Here is a 20,752-nt window from a genome sequence, read left to right as displayed (position 1 = left end):
ATAAGAATGACAAAGTATGTCAAAAGCACTGATTACCCTTGGCACAAAGACCAGTCATGGTGGCATGGTGACTGAATGTGAACCCACTTTTTTGATCAATGGTATCACCGTGCATTTAAATGGCATGAAGCATTATTGTCCCAAATGCCAGACCATGGTCACCGCCATTGCTAGCGACTTATCAATTACAGTCAAAGGAAGAGCGATAGTCATCGCGGGGGATAAGGCCAGTTGCGGCGCGACTTTTCTACCGATGCAACATTTGACTGTATCTCAGAAATAGACTTTAAATTCTGAAGAAATACAGAGAAATGACTTTGAGGTCATGCTTTGAGCATTTTTGCACTGCCGAATGAAAGAATAGATCAGTAAGCTCATTCGATGATTTCAGGATGAATACGCACTGCGTTTAAAAAATAATGAAGCAAGCCCTACATTTTACTCATGCCAATGGTATCCCTGCGGCAACTTACCAAAAGTTTCTGGACTATTTTCAGCAAGACTATGAAGTCAAAGCGATTCCCTTGATCGGCATGAATTCGCAATATCCAATTACGCGAGACTGGCGTTATCTGGTTGATGAAGTCATTGCAGATATCGAGCAGCAGTTTCCTCAGCAACAGGTGATTGGTTTAGGGCATTCCTTTGGTGGTCTGGTGACCCTGATGGCGGCGTATCGACGTCCCGAACTATTTTCCAAACTGGTCATTATGGATCCACCATTTGTGATTGGAAAAAATAGCGCCATGTTTGAACTGATTAAAAAGCTGAATCTGAAAAGTGTTGACCGCTATACGCCCGCAGGAATTACGCTAAAACGCAAAGATCATTGGTCATCGAAACAGGATGCTATTGAAGCACTCCGGTTTAACCGCTTATTTAAAAATTTCGATGAGCAGTGTTTTGCTGATTATATCGAGAGCGGCATTCAGCCAGAACCTGAACGTGGTGGGGTGACGTTAACTATTCCAAAACAGATAGAAGCGGAAATCTTCCGGACTGTACCCGCCTGGTGGTGGAGAACACCACGCCGACAGCCTGAAGTGCCAATTCATCTGATGACTGCTGAGCAGAGCCAGTTTTATCAGCAGGGTTTGCCACAAGGGATGCAGAAGATTTATCGGATTAATTATTCTGTGGTCGAGGGCGGGCATATGTTCCCACTTGAGTATCCGGAAGCCACTGCAAAGGCGGTCAAAACCCAACTCGCACTTTTGTAATCATCATAAAAAAAGGGACGTTGATTACGTCTCTTTTATACAGCTTCGTGCAAATCGGGAAATTAACGCAGCTGAGAATCTTCCAGATGACGCGCACCTTCCAGAATCATCCGGATCATGATCATGGTCTGTTCGGCAATTTCTTTACGATCTTCAGCAGGCATATCAATCACATTGGCGCCCATGTTGAACACCAGTTGGGTAATCGCTTTGGCGGCAATATCCGGATGAAATAATTTTTTATTGTTTAGACGTTCCAGACGAATCAAATCATCCTGAAGTTCCTGCTGAAAATAATTTAACTGGCGTTCTACTGCCTGTTTATAAGATTTGGAACCGGTATAACCTTCACGTAATAACAGGCTCAGATTGCCTTCATCGGCATCCAGCTGGGCAATAAAAACTTCCACAGAACTGCGGATGATGCTGTTCTGGCGAGAAGCTTGCAGACGTGCTTCATGCAAAATCTGACGCAATACAATTCCGGCACGATCAATCAGCTCAATGGCCAGTTCATCAATATCTTTAAAATGACGATAGAAGCTGTTCGGTGCAATACCAGCTTCACGCGCGACTTCACGTAGACTTAAAGAGGAAATACTTTTTTGTGGCCCAATCAGATTCAACGCAGCCTGAAACAGTTCTTCCTTGGTAATGGTGGCCTTGCGACCGACACTCCGTACGATAATCGGCTCATCAATGCTTTTCGATTGTAATAAAGATGCGTCACTGCTTATTTTCATTGAAGGCTCGTTCATCGATAGGTTCATGCATGAATCATTTTATTATAACCGAGCCAGTCAAGCTTGTGAAATGAATAGAAACAATACGGTTGTATATACAAATATATATACATGTGTATAATAATTCAAAACCTCAAGGTGATGTCGCAAACGATGCATGTACTCCAAAAACTTAAAACGCCGTTGAATGCACTGTCTGATAGTGTTGTTGATCAGCATGCGATTAATTTCTGGATTCAGAAACTCAATCCTATATGGTCGTTGAATCAGCCATTAGGCAAGATCGTGCATAAAGAAAATGCCGCACAGGATATACTGAGTCTGAAAATTCAAGTGAATCGCTTATTTAAGTTTGGTGAAGCAGGGCAGCATCATCCGGTCTATGTGGTGGTAAACGGCATCCGTTATGAACGTAGCTATAGTTTGACCCGTGTAGATGCGCAACATGTTTTATTGACCGTGAAAAAAGTCAATGCCGGTAAAGTCAGTACCTGGTTGGCAGAACAGGCACAAGTAGGTGATGTGATCGAATTTGGTCAGCCTTATGGTGATATGACCTTGCCTGTGCAGACGAGTCCATTGATCTTGCTTGCAGCAGGGAGTGGTATTACCCCAATGCTCAGTATGCTGGAAAGCTTGAGCAAAAAAGGTGAACTATCTGCACCGGTTACTCTCTGGTACTGGGTTAAAAAAGATCAGGATGCCGCATTTAAAGCACGGTTTGAAGAACTTGCTCAAAAACATGCAAATTTCTCATTTCATGTGTATGCCACTCAAGAACAGCCAGCTGCTGCACGTCTTGATGAAACCTATCTGACCGATCTGCAAAATCTGGAAAATAGCATCGTATATTGCTGTGGCCCTTCAGGTTTTGTATCTAAAGCAGAACAGCTTTTTGCTCAGGCAAAACAGTTTAAAGGTGAAGCATTTAGCATGAGCTTGGCGGATCAATCGGATACCGGCTTTATTAATGTCACCCTGACCCAGTCGAAAAAAATTGTCAGCATTCCAAAAGGCCAGTCCATTCTGGTGAGTCTGGAACAGCAAAATATTAAACCGACCCATGGTTGCCGTATGGGCATTTGTAATAAATGTGCCTGCAATAAAGTAGAAGGTTCGACCAAGAATTTGGTCAACGGTGCGCAAAATACCGAACCCGGTAACCTGCTCAAAATTTGTATTAACTCAGCGCAGACTGACCTTGTCATCGACTTATAAGCGAGTTTTATCCTATGAATATGCCAGTAAAATTACAGTATTTTAAAAATCCTAAAAACCGTGAATTAACCCAGTTTGAACTTGATGAACTTGCACGTGAACTTGATGCAATTAAACAAGAAGTGCTAGATGATCTGGGTGAAAAAGACGCCAAATATATCCGTCGTGTCTATTCAACCATTCGCTATTCATCGATTGCCGGTCGTGCTTTGCTGTTTGCAGGCTGGTTCCCGCCAGCGTGGTTGTTGGGGACAGGCCTGTTGGGCTTTGCCAAAATCATGGAAAATATGGAACTGGGTCATAACGTCATGCACGGTCAATATGACTGGATGAATGATCCTAAATTGAATGGTCAGACCTATGAATGGGATATCGTAGGGACTTCAGACAACTGGCGTCAAACACATAACTTTAAGCATCATACCTATACCAATATCAAGGGTATGGATGATGATATCGGTTATGGTTTATTACGCCTCTTCCCGGAACAGCGCTGGAAACCGGGTTATTTACTACAACCAATTTATGCAGTGCCATTCTGTTTATTGTTCCAGTGGGGTGTTGCGATTCAGAATCTTGAATTGGGTAAATACTTCAAAGGTCGCAAAAGCAAAGAGCAGACCAAAGAAGAATGGCGTCCAATGCAGAGCAAAATTGGTAAACAGTTGTTTAAGGATTATGTATTCTTTCCACTCATCGCAGGTCCTGCGGCTTTACCGGTTTTGACCGGCAATATGGTGGCCAATGGTCTGCGTAATATCTGGACATTCAGTATCATTTTCTGTGGTCACTTTACCAAAGATGTGGAAGTATTCCCGAAATCGGTACTGCAAAATGAAAGTCGTGGTCACTGGTATATGCGCCAGATTCGTGGTTCATCCAATCTGACTGGTTCTGAAGCGTTTCATATCTTGACGGGTCATTTAAGTCATCAGATTGAACATCATTTGTATCCTGATGTACCTGCACGTCGCTATCGTCAAATGGCACCGAAAGTTCAGGCTGTTTGTGAAAAATATGGTTTGAACTATAACAATGCCAGCTTGGTAAAACAGTACGGTAGTGTGATCAAACGTATTGTGAAATATGCATTTCCGTTTAAGAAATAATTTTTCTTAAAGCTAAAAAAACTACTTCAAATGAAGTGGTTTTTTTAGCTAGGAGGCGAATACTTCAGGAAGTAAAAATCCTGATTACGAAGCTATTTAAGATGATTTCAAGGCATAAAGTAAAAAAGTTAATCTGCCATTTATAGCGTTGTCTAAAGGTGTTTAGTAGGTTAACCCGATAGAATGGAAAGGACTAATATGGCATCGAATGAGCTGAAATATTAATTTTTGGAAGCTGTTGATCTTGACCCTCAAAATAGCTTTGCTGCGCCAGACTGAGCATTTCTATATCTTCCTTGCTATTCCCATAAGCATAAATTTCAGCATAATTATCCAGATTATATTTTTCTAGAATTCTAATTTTCTTTTGTGTGTTACTACAGTCAGGAGTTTGATAAAACCCTGTCAATTTCCCAGCTTTGATTTCAACTTCGCTACAGATTAAATCGATATTTAAATAACTGCACACCGGTTTAAGATACAAATCCAATGAGGCTGATACCAGCACGACTTCATGTCCTAATTGTTGATGCTGTTTAAGTTGTTCTAATAATTTCGGATTCAACTTGAATATTAGTTGTTGTGCATAATCCTGAGCTAATTGCAGAATTTCCTCTGCATCACTGTTTTTAAACATGCTGGCATACAATTTGGGTCGCATGCGGTGTGCCGGATAGAAATTTAAATAATAGGCCTGTATCCATGGCAAAATTTGCATGCCGCGTTTTACAATATGCCGTTTTCTTAAGGCATGGAAAATGAACCCGGTAAAGCTATCATGTAGATACAGGGTTCCATCAAAATCAAATAAGGCTAGAGTTTTAGATTTTTGATTTTGCGCATGCATGTTTGATATCGACCATCGACGCGGGTAGCAAACCAGTTAGTATTATAATCACGACTTAATTTTGGTCCGGAAATGACCACTTCAGGCATAATGGCATAGATAGGATCTTTACCCGTTTTTTCCTGATAAAGCTTGCTGACACCACGATAAGTCATCGTATCTTCAAAGTCTTTATCTTTTTCTTTCTTTAAATCAGCTCGGATTTGACGTTCAGTGATAATAAAATTATTTTTGGCAAAAACACTGATTAACTCACGCTCAGATTGACTCTTCTGCGAACGGATCGCGCCATCTTTAGTATAGAGCAATAAGTCGCCATCCAGATCAAGTTCGGCTTCAGTTAAATCATTTAACATGCTCTGAAAAGCGGCATTTCGACTGGAATACATGCCCGAGTTATAGTCCGCAAAACGATAAATTGGCTTGTCATAATCCGCCGGATACATCATCAGGCGATGAATCCCATAATACAGACCGCCATATTGACTGTAGAGATCGGTACGTAACTCTGCGATATTGCCGCCTTGGCGTTTATGTTCTTTCGCATAGCTGATATGTACCTGCATTGAACCCAAGGTGGTAATTGGATTCATTTTCTCGCCAATATTCTGGCCGACCAGTTTGGCAGCACCAGTCAGGGCACTAACATAATAGTGCTTCGACATATAGTCAAATATTTCACGATATAATTCGTCGAGTTCACGTTCCGTTTTGACCCGGCGCATCTGGCTCAAGTAGTTGTCTTCAGGACTTGGGTGATTCTTGAGAACTTCCTGGAAATATCCTGCAACTGTGCCACCAATCGCTTGACCGAGTTTATCTTTGAATTTTTCATCAAGGCGACCTTGGACTTCCTTAACCGCCTTTTCACCCAAACCCGGAACAGTAGGATCTGCAACAAAGTTAGATTCCTGATCAACCACTGCCACAATCGTACAAACATTTTCCTTGGTCTGAGGAATGCCGAGCTGTTCGGTAATGTCATAAATATCTTGTGCCCAAGACTCACGTTGGTTGACACGGTTTGGAATAGCTTTGCGAATATGTTCAACTTCAAGTGTCGGTTCATCATCTTTTGACCACCATGAACCATTGCCACAACCGGCAAGACCCAGGGAAAGTGCAAGTACAGACAATGACTTAAAAGAAAAACAAGAAGCGAAAGTTTTATTCATGGTGTCGTAAATTAATTGAAAAGATGAGCGAATAAGGCAGATGCAGTATACTATGCCCATCAAAAAAGTGATGAATTTATATGTATATTGGTCCATATCAACTGTCAAACAATTTGATTGTCGCTCCCATGGCAGGTGTGACCGACCGTCCGTTTAGAACCTTGTGCAAATACTTTGGTGCAGGCCATGCGGTCAGTGAAATGATGACATCTGACAAAACTTTGCGCATGAGTAAAAAGAGCTTATATCGTGCCAATTTTGATGGAGAGCTGGCACCTATTTCAGCGCAGATTGCTGGTTCAGATCCCCATGATCTGGCTGAAGCGGCACGTTATCAGGTGGCCAATGGTGCGCAAATTGTTGATATTAATATGGGCTGCCCAGCCAAAAAGGTCTGTAACCGACTCGCCGGTTCTGCTTTATTGCAGGATGAAGATCTAGTTGCGCGTATTCTGGATGCAGTTGTGGCTGCAGTTGATGTGCCAGTGACCTTAAAAACCCGGCTTGGTTATTTGAACGGTCAGGAAAATATTATGCGTGTCGCTAAACGTGCTGAACAAGCCGGAATTGCAGCGCTAGCTTTACATGGCCGTACCCGTGAAGATATGTACCTGAATACCGCGCGTTATTCTTTAATCAAAGACGTAAAGGAAATGTTGAAGATTCCTGTGATTGCCAACGGTGATATCGACAGTCCGGAAAAAGCCAAATACGTGCTGGATTATACCGGTGCAGACGCAATTATGATTGGTCGTGCAGCACAAGGTCGGCCCTGGATTTTTCGTGAAATTGCCCATTATTTAAAAACCGGTCAACATCTGGATGCACCAAGTATTACAGAAGTGAAAGATGTTCTATTGGGACATTTGACAGAGTTATACGAATTTTACGGCGAGTATTCCGGCTGCCGGATTTCCCGTAAACATATTGCCTGGTACACCAAAGGTTTGCGTTCCAGCAACGAGTTTCGTCAAAGCATGTATCAGGTAGAAAATACGGCTGACCAGTATCGTGTGGTAGAAGATTATTTTAATGCACTGCTAGAACATGGTTTAACCATGACTGATGTACAGGTCGAGCAGGTGAATTTACTGGAAACCAAGTAATGACGGGCAAAATTCAGCGAATCATGTAATATTTTTTGCATGAAATCCCTACCTTTTTTATCTTGAGCAGGCGGATTTTTGCATTCTGTTTACACTTCAGCCTGTCTAATACATAGCAGCACAGTTTGTTCACTTAAACTGGACAGGACTTGGACATTGCTTACTCAAGCTTCCTCTATGATGAACCTATCCAGATATAAACCAGATGTGATCCATCTTGTTTATCGTCATCATTGAGGGAGATCTGTAATGACAAATACCAATCGTCCAGTCACAGAGTTTAGCCATAAAACGTCAACGGAATTGCCACAAGAACGCAGTGAAGGCCTGAATATCAATCCGACTGATACTAACGCTCGTCCAGATTTGAATACACCTGTCAAAGATAATCCTCGTGTTCCAGACATGAATGAAGGTGAAGATAATCTGGCTGCGACCAGTGCCGGTACTTTGGGTGGAGCTGCGGTAGGCGCAGTTGCAGGTCTGGTAGGTGGCCCTCCAGGTGCAGTGGTGGGTGGTATTATCGGTGGTGTTGTTGGCGGTATTGCAGGTAATGACATTGCGACACCTGATCATGAGAAACAGGCAGATAATTACCAGCACCCAGAGAACTTTCCTGAGGCAGATAACTATCGACATCCAGATCATTTGAGAGCAGAAGATAATTACTGGAGAGATGAGTATCATAATCGCCCGTATTTCAATGAAACGCGTAGCACATATGGCGATCTAGATTATGATCGTGATTATCGCGGTGCTTACCGGGTCGGTTATGAAAATCGTCCGATGTATGAGCATGATACGGATTTTGACCGTGCCGAACCTGAACTGCGTACCAAGTGGGAACAGTTAAAAGGTGAGTCCCGCCTCAACTGGGAAGAAGCGAAATTTGCAGTTAAAGATGCCTGGCATCGTGTCACACGCTAATTCTAGATAAATTAAAAACCTCTCCATGTGGAGAGGTTTTTTTATGATTCAAGTATTAAAGATGCTTCATTTCCAGTATGAGCTGGTTAATCAGATCGGAAGCTTCCATTTCACGAATCTGTGCTACGTTCGAACCTGCCCAGAATGCACCATAACCTTGATCCCCATGTTTGGCAGCAGCAGCATGTAATTGCTTGGCCAGATCATAAGTATATGGATAGGCCGGAACATCCAGTCGCTCCGGTGTATCCACCTCAATATGCCAGTGGTTAATGATGCCGCGTGCAGGACGACCGGAAATGCTGGCACTGACTTGAGTGAGTGGCTTGGAAAATAGGGCTTTACGATAAGCCTCATTGGCATTGGAAGATTTGCATTGCACAAATGCAGTCCCGAGTTGCACGGCATCTGCACCGAAATCCATCATTTGACGCGCTTGCTCACCCGTCATAATCCCGCCTGCCGCTACAATCGGCAAGGAAGAATGCTGTTTGATCAGTTTCACCAGATTCGAGGTTTTGACTGAAGCATCAAACTTGGTGCTAAAAATCCCACGATGGCCGCCAGCTTCAATCCCCTGTGCAATAATGATATCAATTCCGGCTGCCTCAATAGCTTTGGCTTCGGCAAAATTGGTGGCAGACACCATGGTCAGAATCCCGGCCTGTTTGAGGGCTTGAATTTGATGTGGATGCGGAATCCCAAAATGAAAGCTGACTGCTCGCGGTTTGGTTTCCAATACCAGATTCAGGAAGTCATCATTGTCTTTAAAACTCGGATAAATACACTTCAAATGCTGGGGTGCCTGAGCGCCATATTTGGCAAATTTATCTTTAAACTGGGCAATCCAGGCCTGCGCTACAGCTTCATCTAGAGGCATACTGTCATGACAGAAAAAATTGACCTGAAAAGGGCAATCTGTCAATTCCTGGGTCTTTAAAATCTGTTGTCGCGCTGCATCAATACTGCTGGCCCCCAGACCCAGTGAACCCAAGCCACCCTGATTGGACACTTCGGCAGCAAGCTCGGGCGTAGAGACACCTGCCATCGGTGCCAAGAAAATAGGGTGTTTAATTCCGAGATTTTCTAATAAAGACATAGATTTGCTCCTTGTTATGCTTTTACTTTGCCTTTGAGCACAAAATTAAGCAAATCATATTGGTTATTTTATTTTGAAATACTGCAGCATGGGTTACGTGTTATTTACATTTCTTGCGACACGCTATGTCGTCAAAGAGACGGATTATTTATAGGTCTAGAAATTAAGACTTTATAATAGCTTTTTGGTCACATATTCTCTGAGCTCATGTCTGATCGTATCCGTGAAAAACTGCAAATTTTAGCCGATGCTGCCAAATATGATGTGTCGTGCTCATCCAGTGGTAGCAATCGTAAAAATAAAGAAAAGGGTGTGGGCAATACCGGCAATGGCATCTGTCATAGCTATACCGAAGATGGCCGCTGTGTTTCCTTGCTGAAAATTCTGTTCTCTAATGTCTGTATTTTTGACTGTTCCTATTGTGTTTCGCGCCGTTCCGCTGATGTCCAGCGTGCAGCATTTACCGTGCAGGAAGTCGTGGATCTGACCATGAATTTTTATCGGCGTAATTATATTGAGGGGCTGTTTCTCAGTTCGGGTATTTTTAAGTCGGCGGATCACACCATGGAACGGATGCTGCAAGTGGTCAAAAAACTTAGACTCGAAGAAAACTTTAATGGCTATATTCATCTGAAAACTATTCCGGGTGCATCACAGGAGATCATTACCGAAGCCGGACTGTATGTCGACCGTATGAGTATTAATCTGGAAATGCCAACAGAAGCAGGACTGCAAAAATTTGCGCCTGAGAAAACCCATGCTGAAGTACAAAAAGACTTGGGCATTGTGCGTGACCGGTTGATCCAGCTCAAAGATGAACGCAAGCTGATCAAGTCAGTCCCCAAGTTTGTACCTGCCGGACAAACTACACAGATGGTGGTGGGCGCGCATAGTGAAACCGATCAGGACATTATTTTGATGGCTGACCGGCATTACAAGGAATTCAAGCTGAAAAGGGTGTATTTCTCTGGTTATATCCCGATTAATCCTGAAGATAAAGCCTTACCCGCCATCGGTTCAGCACCGCCATTATTAAGAGAAAATCGTCTGTATCAATCTGACTGGCTGATGCGTTTTTATGGCTTTGCTGCTGATGAAATTGTCGATGAGCAGCATCCGAATCTGGAGCTGGATATTGATCCCAAACTCAGTTGGGCCTTGCGTCATCCTGAAGCCTTTCCAGTCGATATTAACCGTGCCGACTATAAAATGATTCTACGGGTACCCGGTATAGGTGTACGTTCTGCCCAGAAAATTGTACAGGCCCGCCGTTTTGGACAGATTCATATTGACCAGCTAAAACGCATGGGCGTGGCTTATAACCGGGCGCAGCATTTTATCTGCTGTGCAGATACACCGAAATTTAAGAAAGATCAGCAGTCCCATCAGATTCGCCAGCAAATTTTGATGTCAGGACAATCCAAATATCAGCAGCAACTTTCACCTCAATTAGGATTGGGTTTCTAGTGGCAAGTTACTGTTTTGATGGCAGCATGACTGGTCTGCTCAGTTGTGTATTTCGTGCTTTCGAGTTTAAAGAATTTAACGTGATAGTGACGGCCAATCCTCAAGCACAAACAGGTTTATTTGATGAATTTATCCATGTGGCCTCTAATGATCAGCATGGGCAGCGGGTGTGGCAGGGATTAAAGCAGAAAGTATCTTCCAGCAGTTTGCGTGCTTTTTACTATACGTTTTTGTCAGAGCAGGAAGCAGCGTTCCAGACTCTTTTTGATTTTGCAGTCTATGTCTTTCAAAACCAGCGTCCAGTCGATAAAGATTATGGTCATACTGCGGTGATCGGCATGTCGCAATGGGCCAAGCAAGTGGGGCGGGAAAAGCATCGTATGGAGGCTTTTGTACGCTTTAAAAAAGCCAAAGATGGTTTGTTTCTGAGTCTGGTCAGACCGGATTTTAATGTCTTGCCGATTATTTCCCGACATTTTCAGGAGCGTTATCAGGATCAAAGCTGGCTGATTTATGACGAGCAGCGTAATTACGGTATTTATTATGATTTAAGGCAGATGCATCAGGTCGAGATGAACGCTGAAATAATCGATCCACAAATCCGGATTGGTCATAGTCAATCATTCAGTATTGAACTGGATGATCAAGAGCTGCTATATGATCAGCTCTGGAAAGACTATTTTAACAGTGTGAATATTCAGGCGCGCAAGAACATGAAATTGCATATTCAATATGTGCCAAAGCGCTACTGGCGTTATATGAATGAGAAATTACTTTAAACAGTACATCAAGCTGCTTTCAGGCATAATAAGCATTGGTATATTTAAATTGAGTGTATAAACATGAAGGTATGGCTAACGTCATTAGCGCTGCTCACTGGATTAACTGCATGTTCGGAACAACCACAAAAACCGGTCGTAGATCCAGCCAAATATCAGGTTCAGACCGCACAGGAACTGCAGCAACGTTTTGATGCACTCAATGTCCAGTTAGCCCAAGACTTTCAGAAATTTAAGAAAGTCGAAAGCATTGCTTTCGCACACCAGTTTCCTTTAGATGTCAATAATCTGCAAAGCTTGAACCAGCATCTCGTTAGCAGTACCGCATTAAAACCTAGTAAAATCGCCTATTGCGATATGATGAATAGTTATTTTGCCGATATGTTCCGTTTGGGACATTACAATCTGGAACTGGTCGATGACATTAAATTGCCCAATGCCAAGAATGAAAATTTAAAAGCTAATTTCTCTGATGCTGATCATTTTTATACCTTTATTCTGGATCGTTATACGACTTATCGTCAGGTTCAGCAGACCATGGGTTATGGCTGTAATTTAAAAGCTGCGCTGTAAATCCTAAAGCCAGAAAAAAGCCCATCACAGATGGGCTTTTTTGATTTTAAGCATTAGCAACCGGTCAGTTTTTCAGGCTGCGGTTTTTCATTCGGGAAGAAGATCGGACGAAGTTTTACCCCAATGCCATTGCCGATAAAGGCAAACACCAGCCATAACCAGCCATGCAGACTACCCGACGCAATTCCACTGAAATATGCACCGATATTACAACCATAAGCCAGTCTTGCGCCATAGCCCAGCATTAAGCCACCTACAACAGCAGCAATCAGTGAGCGCTTTGGAATATTAAAATTCGGCGCAAATTTACCTGCCAAGCTAGCTGCCAATAAAGCACCCAGCATGATACCGAAGTTCATCATTGAGGTAATATCAAACCATAATGATTCTGCCAGTGCTTTGGCATTGCCTGCTTTTTGCCAATAATCCCAAGAAGCTACATCAACACCCACAAGCGTAGCACCTTTGGCACCCCAAACTGCCAGCGCAGAGGTCACGCCCCAAGGACGACCTGCGAGTGCCAGAGTCGCAAAATTGAGCAAGGTCAGAATAATACCGCCCCAAATCAGAGGCCATGGACCACGAACAAAGCGCTTCCAGCCCTGATGTTCACTGCTTGGCTCAATTTCCAGGCTGCCATGACGTTTCTTTTCGAAATAAACAGTCGCCGCAGCAATGATGGCAAAAACGATAAAGCTCAACAGCAATCCAGGGAGGACGCCTAAACTTTCTACTATGGAAATCGGTTCAAGATGTGGCAGGGCAAACCACCAGTCAAGGTGCGAGGTCGCAATCACAGACCCGATACAGAAAAACAGTAGCGTTACCAACATACGTGCACTACCGCCACCCACGGTATATAGCGTACCTGATGCACAACCGCCACCGAGCTGCATACCAATACCGAAAATAAAGGCGCCAATCATAACTGACATGGAAACAGGGTTAACGTTGCCTTTGACTGGATTACCGAACAATTCACCTGCACCTAAAGTCGGGAAGAACAGCAAAACGGCCAGAGCGAGCATAATCATTTGTGCGCGTAAACCACGACCGCGACGTTCCTTGATAAAGACACGCCAGCTCGAAGTAAAACCAAATGAAGCATGATACAGGGTCATGCCCAGTGCACCACCAACCAAAAATAATAAGGCCTGATTTAAGCCTACGATTTGATAGGCACCGATTGTACCTATGATAAGCAAGATAAAAGCTGCCCAGACCGAAATATTCGACCGTTGGGAAGCAGCAACAATGACTGACATGGGAGATTGAATTTTAAAAATAAAGGCTGGTATTCTACTGAATTTCAGTTTAAATGCAGCCCGTTTTGCGTAGTGAATCACAATTAATTCATTCTAATACTTGATAAGTTTTATCAGTTTATCTGATTTTATCCACTCACTTAGATAAAAAATTGATCCCCTCAAGAAATAATGCAATTTCAATTTAGATCATTCGATATTTAAAATCATCTCTGATAAAAAAGCCTGCAATCGCAGGCTTTTAAACATCAAACTGAATGCTAAAATCAGTTTTCAGCTTTTTCCCGAACTTCTCCGGCACCTTCTTCAACTGCCGCTGCAGTTGCTGCAGTTGCTTTACGTGCTGCTTCCGCAGTGGCATCTGCTGCTCTAGACGTTGCAGCAGCTGCTTCGTCCGCTGCCTGAGCAGTATTTTCTGCGGCATTATCCATTGCTCGTTCGGTTTCTACCGCAGCCTCACGGCTGGCATCTTCCATATCATGACCGGCTTGATTGGCTGCATTTTCTAAATGCTCACCTGTGGTTGCGCCGGTTTCAGGCGCTTCTTCTTTACTACAGCCGACTAAGGCAACAGTGGTCGCCAAACCTAAAGCAATCAGTAATTTATTCATCGAGTAATATCCTTTTGTTGTTGTAGAGCTGCAATCTAATTTAGCAGCCATTTATTTAGATTTATGCTAGCAAATAGATCAACATTTGTTGATTAACTGTAACTTTTTTCGATACTTATACTATAATGGCTCAGTCGGAAGTTGTTTTAAGTTTCATGGAATAGTGATATTCACAGAGAGGGAAGTCTTAATAGTATCATTCGATAGGCAGGTTATAGTATGAAGCTTGGCATTTAAATATTTGTCATCACGACCTAGAGATAATTCTAAAGATGAAGAAATGAAAGACATAAAAAAAGCCCGCATGATGCAGGCTTTTTTTAAGAAAAACTTATAGACCAGCAGACGCTTTAAGCGCTTCCACTTTGTCAGTTTTTTCCCAGGTAAAGGCAGTATCAGAACCTTCACGACCGAAGTGACCATAAGCAGCAGTTTGCTTATACATCGGCTGGATCAGGTCAAGCATACGGGTAATGCCATATGGACGTAAGTCGAAATGTTCACGAACCAGTGCAATAATCAATTCTTCAGAGACTTTTGCAGTATTGAAGGTATTGATTGAAATTGAAGTTGGCTCAGCAACACCAATTGCATAAGACACCTGAATTTCACACTTGTCAGCCAGGCCAGCAGCAACGATGTTTTTCGCTACATAACGACCTGCATATGCAGCAGAGCGGTCAACTTTAGATGGATCTTTACCAGAGAAAGCACCACCGCCGTGACGTGCCATACCACCGTAGGTATCTACGATAATTTTACGTCCAGTCAAACCACAGTCACCCACAGGACCACCGATCACAAACATACCCGTTGGGTTGATGTGGAATTTGGTCTCTGCATGGAACATGTCAGCAGGAATGATTTTCTTCACGATTTCTTCAATCACAGCTTCTTTCAGGTTTGCTTGAGTGATTTCAGGATCATGTTGAGTCGAAAGAACGACTGCATCTAAACGAACTGGTACGCCATTTTCATAAGCAAACGTTACCTGGCTTTTTGCATCTGGGCGTAACCATGGCAAGGTGCCATTACGGCGTAATTCAGCCTGTTTTTCCATCAAGCGATGCGCATATGAAATCGGCGCAGGCATTAATACATCAGTTTCGCGGCTTGCATAACCAAACATCAAGCCCTGGTCACCGGCACCCTGATCTTCAGGTTTCTGGCGGTCTACACCCTGAGCAATTTCAGGTGACTGTTTACCAATCATGTTGATCACGGCACAGGTTGAGCCATCAAAACCAAGATCAGAATGGTGATAACCAATTCCGTTTACGGTATGACGTACAATTGCCTCAAAATCAACATTTGCTGTCGTTGTGATTTCACCGGCAAGTACAACCGCACCTGTTTTTACAAGCGTTTCACAAGCAACCCGTGCATATGGGTCTTCTTTTAAGATTGCATCCAAAATAGCGTCACTGATTTGGTCAGCCATTTTATCTGGATGGCCTTCGCTTACAGATTCCGAAGTAAATACAGCGTACTCGCGCATAGTCCTATCACAGTTAATTTTAAAGACCCGATATGTTACATCGAGTTGCGCTCTAGGACTAGCTTAACAGGACAAAATTGGTCGAAATTGTTTCAAATTATTGTGTTTTTAATTGATTAATAGAATTAAAAAAATTGATATGTCTATTTAGGCAGCATTATTGATTGGGGAATATGAAGCAACAATATTTTAATCTGTCAGACTGTCAGAAAATTAAATGCTTAGATTTCCGATTAAATCTTAAAAAAATAGACGATAGAAAAAATACAAAGCTCAAAATTCAAAATTTACTTAAGCAAGTGATCATTACATCAATAAAGCAGATTCAGACTGTGCGCCTTGCGACCAACTGTCTTGTCGATGTTCAAGCGTGTCTTCATATTAGCGCTAAGTCTTCCACATTAGCTGGTTAGGAGTGGCGACATCTTTTGCTATGGACTTCTTGGAGCAAGACTGTACGGAGATCAGAAATCATGTATCAAAAGGCATTTACCCTGATTGAAGTACTGATCGTACTCATCATCATCGCGATTTTAGTAACGATGGCTTTTATGAGTTATCAAGCTTATGTCGTGCGTAATCAATTGGCCGAAGTATTTGAGCAAGCTGGAGCATATCGAACCCAGTTTATTGCTTCGGATCAGCACTGTGATGCCGGACGCGAGATTGGTGGGCATGGTCAATATATCGAAAAAGTGATCATTAACGCTACGTGCCGGATAGAGTTCAAGATACGAGAGCAGGGAGTAGATGCTGCGATTCGCGGGAAATCGGTTGCTTTTGATGTTCATAGTGGCAAATGTTATTCCACTGATATTCAGCAGCGCTATTTGCCTAAAGACTGCCAAGGGCAATAACTCTCCCGAAGTTGAAAATTAGCCTAAGCAAATTAGGTTTCACCTGTATATCAAAAAATCCTACCCATATTTTATAAAATTTAGTACAAATTACATTATGACTAGTTTAGTTAATTGTATAGATTTTCTTCAAAAATAATGATGTGAGACATATGAAATAGAAACAAAATCAGCATAAATTCAATCCTGTCTATCTGCTTAAATTGTAGATACAGACAATAAAGTTAGCTAGGAAATGAGGGATAATTCAATCTGAAAACCGGTAGAGAGAAGCGAAGCCGAAGAAGAAATGTGGAATAATTGTACGATAAGGCAAGAGACACTCAATAAACTGATAAATATTGTTGGTTAGTCTTTACCCCTCGCTGTTTTTTTAAGACAATAGACAGCAGTTTTGAAAGTCTTTTCATCATTTCCTATTTCTGAATATTTTGGACTCTGATTTATGACAACCCCGCTTAATGAACGTCGTATTGCAAACGCAATTCGTGTATTGGCAATGGATGCTGTGCAAAAAGCAAACTCAGGACATCCAGGTGCTCCAATGGGGATGGCAGATATCTCTGATGTGGTTTGGCGTGAATTCATGAACCACAACCCTACCAACCCGAATTGGGCAAACCGTGACCGTTTTGTATTGTCAAATGGCCATGGCTCTATGCTTCAATATGCGCTTCTTCATTTAACGGGCTACGATCTTTCGATTGAAGATCTAAAAGCATTCCGTCAACTTCATTCTAAAACACCTGGTCACCCGGAATTGGGCTATGCGCCAGGAATTGAAACGACGACTGGTCCTTTAGGTCAAGGCATCGCGAATGCTGTTGGTTTTGCACTGGCTGAAAAAACCCTAGCTGCACAATTTAACAAAGACGATATCCAAGTTGTAGATCACTTCACTTACTGCTTCCTTGGCGATGGCTGTTTGATGGAAGGTGTTTCTCACGAAGCATGTTCTTTGGCAGGAACATTGGGTCTGGGCAAATTGATTGCTTACTATGACGACAATGGCATCTCGATTGATGGCGAAGTGGAAGGCTGGTTCTCTGACGATACAGAACAACGCTTCCTGGCGTACGGCTGGCAAGTGATTAAAGTTGATGGCCACGATGCAGATGCAATCCGTCAGGCAACTTTAGAAGCTAAAGCTGAAACTGCTAAACCAACCATCATTATTTGTAAAACTGTGATTGGTCTGGGTTCACCAAACAAGCAAGGTAAAGAAGACAGTCATGGTGCACCACTCGGTCATGACGAAATCGTCTTGACTCGTGAAGCACTAGGCTGGACTGATGAAGCATTTGTAATTCCTGAAGATGTTTATGCAGCTTGGGATGCGAAAGCCAAAGGTGCTGAATCAGAAGCAGCTTGGAACGAAACATTTGCTGCTTATGCTGCAAAATATCCAGCTGAAGCAGCTGAGCTTAAACGTCGTTTATCTGGTGAATTACCGGCTGACTTCGTTGCAAAAGCGGATGCTTATATTGCAGAAGTGAATGCCAAAGCTGAAACGATCGCAACGCGTAAAGCGAGCCAAAATGCATTACAAGCACTTGTTCCATTATTGCCAGAAGTTCTAGGTGGTTCTGCGGATCTTGCAGGTTCTAACCTGACCCTTTGGAAAGGCGCGCAAGGCGTACAGGACAATCCGGCAGGTAACTACGTACACTATGGCGTACGTGAATTCGGTATGACTGCAATCGCGAATGGTGTTGCACTGCATGGCGGTTTTATCCCTTACGTAGCAACATTCCTGATGTTTATGGAATATGCACGTAATGCCGTACGTATGTCTGCATTGATGAAACAGCGCGTGATCCATGTGTATACGCATGACTCAATTGGTCTGGGTGAAGATGGTCCAACGCATCAACCTGTTGAGCAGATCGCATCCCTTCGTGGTACGCCAAATCTAAACACATGGCGTCCATGTGACACGGTTGAAGCGGCAATTTCTTGGAAATCTGCATTAACGCGTGCTGAAGGTCCAACCGCATTGATCTTCTCCCGTCAGAATTTGCCATTCCAAACCCGTACTCAAGCTCAAATTGAGAACGCTGCGAAAGGTGGTTATGTACTGGCTGAAGAAAAAGGCGAATTGAAAGCCATCATTATTGCAACTGGTTCTGAAGTATCTCTGGCAATGGAAGCTTATGCACAGCTTGAAGGCGTGCGTGTCGTGTCTATGCCATGTGCTGAAGAATTCATGAAGCAAGATGCAGCTTATCGTGAAGCGGTTCTTCCATCAAATATTCGTGCACGTGTTGCTGTTGAGGCTGCACATGTTGATTACTGGTGGAAATTTGTGGGTCTTGATGGTCGCGTAATCGGTATGACCACTTATGGCGAATCTGCACCTGCAAAAGATCTGTTCCAGTTCTTCGGTATTACTACTGAAGCAGTGGTTGCAGCTGTAAAAGAGATTACTGCATAATCAACTGATTAGGCGGTTTATTAAAAGACGCTCCATTTTTGGGGCGTCTTTTATTTTTTCGCTTTTTAGCGTTGTTTTCATGTGGCAATCGTTAGAAAGTTCTCCCATAGTCGAAATGAAAGAGTGAGATGAACATGAGCTTGTATGAACAAATTAACGATGAAATTACTTTAATGGATGCAGGCGAACTCAAGTGGATCGGACAGGAATTACCTCTTGAAGCGATGGTTGCAGTTGATTTAATGCTGCAAGAATTAGCCGAAGAAAAGGTCATTAAAGTGCGTCGTAAAAATCATGAAAAGACGACTGGCCTAAAACAGGTTGATCGTATTCTGGTTGAAAAACTTTAAACATAATGCATGAAAAGTCCCTGATTGGGACTTTTTTTATGCCGGATGATTTTCATCTGACAGGTTGCTTATGAGCACCAGATGAGATAAAGCTAAGTTTAGGCCGCTATAAAAATTCAGCGACCACTATTGAAACGACTTAAATTAAAGAAATAAGCCAAAGAAGCAGTTAAACATGAATATACAGTGCCAGATCCAGATCAAATCTCTAGAGCAAATATCACAGCCGGAATGGCTATTTTTATGGCAAGACTATCAACGCTTTTATCAGACCCAAATTTCGGATGAGGTAAGTAAAAATACCTGGGATAAATTAACTAATTATGAGTTAGATTCAATGTACGGTTTTGCGGCCTTGATTGATGGAAAGGTCGTAGGGATTGTGCATGTCATCGAACATAACAGTAGCTGGACAGTAAGACCCTATGCCTATTTGCAGGATCTATTTACCCATCCTGATTATCGCGGACAGGGCGTGGCGCGCAAGCTGATTCAGCATGTCTATCAGGTCGCGCAGCAGCGTAATTGCGACCGGGTTTACTGGCTGACTCATGAATTAAACCATCAGGCACAAGCGTTGTATAACAAAGTCGCCAAGAAAACTGGATTCATCCAGTACCGTATGGATTAAAGCTCAAAAATTAAAAAAATAACTTACAATTTTATCGTTTCATCGCTGCAACAAAACGTTTTATCTTTAGGGCTGTAAACAGTTCCAGATTCTATACACTTAATAACATCCAAAACGTGAGATAAAAACATGAATTTCAAAACATTAGCATTAGGCTTGGCGGTCGCATCTGTAGCAACAGTTTCTATGGCAAAACCAGTGGCCTATACGATTGACCCGACTCATTCAGCAACGGTGTTCTCTTGGAGCCACTTTGGTTTCTCTACACCATCTGCAAACTTCAGTGACATCCAGGGTACGATTAATGTTGATAATGTAAAACCTGCGAATTCTTCGGTCAATGTGAATATCCCGGTTGCAAGCATTAATACGAATGTGAAAGCGCTGGATGACCATATTAAGACAGCAGAATTTTTTGATGCTGCCAAATATCCGAATATCACTTTTAAAAGTACTAAAGTTCAGGCTTTAGGCAAAAACAAATACAAAATCACCGGTAACTTAACCGTAAAAGATGTCACTAAACCTGTGGTACTGGACGCAGTTTTAAATAAACAAGGCGTGCACCCAATGACAAAATTACAAACGATTGGTTTCAATGCAACCACTTCATTTAACCGTTCAGCCTTTGGGGTAGGCGGTTATGTTCCAAATGTGGGCGATAAAATTACAGTAAACATTACTACCGAGGCTTCTGTACCTGCTCCGAAAAAATAAGCATGACAAATTAAAAAAGCACCCAACTGGGCATTGCTGTCCCACAATTTTTCACAAGAGGAAGCTCATTTGAGCTTCCTCTTGTTTTATGGGTATTTTATCGGGTGAAAATAAAGCTTTTAAAGT

Annotated in this window: 21 protein-coding genes; 14 read left to right on the top strand and 7 right to left on the bottom strand. The window is 42.6% G+C overall.

The window, feature by feature from the left end:
* The first annotated feature begins 16 nt into the window (after positions 1 to 16).
* The gene (locus F891_RS08390; RefSeq protein WP_004729900.1) at positions 17 to 283 is read left to right on the top strand and encodes a PAAR domain-containing protein; all 267 of its coding nucleotides are present in this window, start codon (positions 17 to 19) and stop codon (positions 281 to 283) included.
* A 136-nt stretch (positions 284 to 419) separates the two neighbouring features.
* The gene (locus F891_RS08385) at positions 420 to 1,220 is read left to right on the top strand and encodes an alpha/beta fold hydrolase (RefSeq protein ID WP_004729899.1); all 801 of its coding nucleotides are present in this window, start codon (positions 420 to 422) and stop codon (positions 1,218 to 1,220) included.
* A gap of 62 nt (positions 1,221 to 1,282) precedes the next feature.
* On the opposite strand, the gene fabR is transcribed toward F891_RS08385, so the two are convergent.
* Positions 1,283 to 1,963 (bottom strand): HTH-type transcriptional repressor FabR, encoded by a 681-nt coding sequence (gene fabR, locus F891_RS08380; protein ID WP_004729898.1) that lies wholly within the window; start codon positions 1,961 to 1,963, stop codon positions 1,283 to 1,285.
* A 153-nt stretch (positions 1,964 to 2,116) separates the two neighbouring features.
* Here fabR and F891_RS08375 point away from each other — a divergent pair, with 153 nt between their 5' ends.
* Together F891_RS08375 and F891_RS08370 are read left to right on the top strand one after the other, a co-directional pair.
* Complete coding sequence (locus F891_RS08375; RefSeq protein WP_034439545.1) at positions 2,117 to 3,181, top strand: flavin reductase family protein; 1,065 nt, start codon at positions 2,117 to 2,119, stop codon at positions 3,179 to 3,181.
* A 14-nt stretch (positions 3,182 to 3,195) separates the two neighbouring features.
* Positions 3,196 to 4,290, top strand: coding sequence for a fatty acid desaturase family protein (locus F891_RS08370; protein ID WP_004646650.1), 1,095 nt, complete (start codon positions 3,196 to 3,198; stop codon positions 4,288 to 4,290).
* A 193-nt stretch (positions 4,291 to 4,483) separates the two neighbouring features.
* On the opposite strand, the gene F891_RS08365 is transcribed toward F891_RS08370, so the two are convergent.
* Complete coding sequence (locus F891_RS08365; protein WP_004729896.1) at positions 4,484 to 5,137, bottom strand: HAD-IB family hydrolase; 654 nt, start codon at positions 5,135 to 5,137, stop codon at positions 4,484 to 4,486.
* Complete coding sequence (locus F891_RS08360) at positions 5,104 to 6,312, bottom strand: DUF1615 family protein (RefSeq protein ID WP_004729895.1); 1,209 nt, start codon at positions 6,310 to 6,312, stop codon at positions 5,104 to 5,106. Before F891_RS08360 ends, F891_RS08365 begins: the two co-directional genes overlap by 34 nt.
* A gap of 80 nt (positions 6,313 to 6,392) precedes the next feature.
* Here F891_RS08360 and dusB point away from each other — a divergent pair, with 80 nt between their 5' ends.
* Entirely contained in the window at positions 6,393 to 7,418 is a 1,026-nt protein-coding gene (dusB, locus tag F891_RS08355) for a tRNA dihydrouridine synthase DusB (protein ID WP_004729894.1), read from the top strand.
* A 249-nt stretch (positions 7,419 to 7,667) separates the two neighbouring features.
* Positions 7,668 to 8,345, top strand: a complete 678-nt coding sequence (locus tag F891_RS08350; protein WP_004729893.1) for a hypothetical protein — start codon at positions 7,668 to 7,670, stop codon at positions 8,343 to 8,345.
* Positions 8,346 to 8,400: 55 nt separating this feature from the next.
* On the opposite strand, the gene F891_RS08345 is transcribed toward F891_RS08350, so the two are convergent.
* Positions 8,401 to 9,444 carry an NAD(P)H-dependent flavin oxidoreductase gene (locus F891_RS08345; protein WP_005263131.1) on the bottom strand — a complete coding sequence of 348 codons (1,044 nt, stop codon included), beginning with the start codon at positions 9,442 to 9,444 and terminating at the stop codon, positions 8,401 to 8,403.
* 207 nt (positions 9,445 to 9,651) lie between these two features.
* On the opposite strand from F891_RS08345, the gene F891_RS08340 reads away from it, so the two are divergent.
* From F891_RS08340 to F891_RS08330, 3 genes are all read left to right on the top strand, one after another.
* Entirely contained in the window at positions 9,652 to 10,911 is a 1,260-nt protein-coding gene (locus tag F891_RS08340) for a putative DNA modification/repair radical SAM protein (protein ID WP_005263130.1), read from the top strand.
* Positions 10,911 to 11,690, top strand: a complete 780-nt coding sequence (locus F891_RS08335) for a TIGR03915 family putative DNA repair protein (RefSeq protein ID WP_004279976.1) — start codon at positions 10,911 to 10,913, stop codon at positions 11,688 to 11,690. The genes F891_RS08340 and F891_RS08335 overlap by 1 nt, the downstream gene beginning before the upstream one ends.
* Positions 11,691 to 11,753: 63 nt before the next feature.
* Positions 11,754 to 12,263: a hypothetical protein gene (locus F891_RS08330; RefSeq protein ID WP_004646660.1), complete on the top strand. Its 510-nt coding sequence runs from the start codon at positions 11,754 to 11,756 to the stop codon at positions 12,261 to 12,263.
* A gap of 53 nt (positions 12,264 to 12,316) precedes the next feature.
* On the opposite strand, the gene F891_RS08325 is transcribed toward F891_RS08330, so the two are convergent.
* The 3 genes from F891_RS08325 to metK form a co-directional block, all read right to left on the bottom strand.
* Positions 12,317 to 13,528 (bottom strand): YeeE/YedE family protein, encoded by a 1,212-nt coding sequence (locus tag F891_RS08325; protein ID WP_005263127.1) that lies wholly within the window; start codon positions 13,526 to 13,528, stop codon positions 12,317 to 12,319.
* A gap of 266 nt (positions 13,529 to 13,794) precedes the next feature.
* Positions 13,795 to 14,139 carry a hypothetical protein gene (locus F891_RS08320; protein WP_005104359.1) on the bottom strand — a complete coding sequence of 115 codons (345 nt, stop codon included), beginning with the start codon at positions 14,137 to 14,139 and terminating at the stop codon, positions 13,795 to 13,797.
* Between the two features lie 331 nt (positions 14,140 to 14,470).
* On the bottom strand, positions 14,471 to 15,637 hold the full coding sequence (gene metK, locus F891_RS08315; RefSeq protein WP_004729886.1) for a methionine adenosyltransferase: 1,167 nt from the start codon (positions 15,635 to 15,637) through the stop codon (positions 14,471 to 14,473).
* 473 nt (positions 15,638 to 16,110) lie between these two features.
* Between metK and F891_RS08305 the strand changes: the two genes are divergently transcribed.
* From F891_RS08305 to F891_RS08285, 5 genes are all read left to right on the top strand, one after another.
* Positions 16,111 to 16,494 (top strand): pilin, encoded by a 384-nt coding sequence (locus F891_RS08305; protein WP_005263117.1) that lies wholly within the window; start codon positions 16,111 to 16,113, stop codon positions 16,492 to 16,494.
* Positions 16,495 to 16,939: 445 nt separating this feature from the next.
* Complete coding sequence (gene tkt / locus F891_RS08300; RefSeq protein ID WP_005263115.1) at positions 16,940 to 18,928, top strand: transketolase; 1,989 nt, start codon at positions 16,940 to 16,942, stop codon at positions 18,926 to 18,928.
* Positions 18,929 to 19,062: 134 nt separating this feature from the next.
* Entirely contained in the window at positions 19,063 to 19,278 is a 216-nt protein-coding gene (locus F891_RS08295) for a hypothetical protein (protein WP_004729883.1), read from the top strand.
* Positions 19,279 to 19,453: 175 nt separating this feature from the next.
* A complete protein-coding gene (locus F891_RS08290; RefSeq protein ID WP_004729882.1) occupies positions 19,454 to 19,909 on the top strand; it encodes a GNAT family N-acetyltransferase in 456 nt (151 codons plus the stop codon).
* Positions 19,910 to 20,038: 129 nt separating this feature from the next.
* On the top strand, positions 20,039 to 20,626 hold the full coding sequence (locus F891_RS08285) for a YceI family protein (RefSeq protein WP_004729881.1): 588 nt from the start codon (positions 20,039 to 20,041) through the stop codon (positions 20,624 to 20,626).
* Positions 20,627 to 20,752: the final 126 nt, after the last annotated feature.

The organism is Acinetobacter sp. CIP 101966 (assembly GCF_000369725.1).
GTDB classification, from domain to species: Bacteria; Pseudomonadota; Gammaproteobacteria; order Pseudomonadales; family Moraxellaceae; genus Acinetobacter; species Acinetobacter lwoffii_Q.
This window is presented reverse-complemented; position numbering and strand designations above follow the sequence as displayed.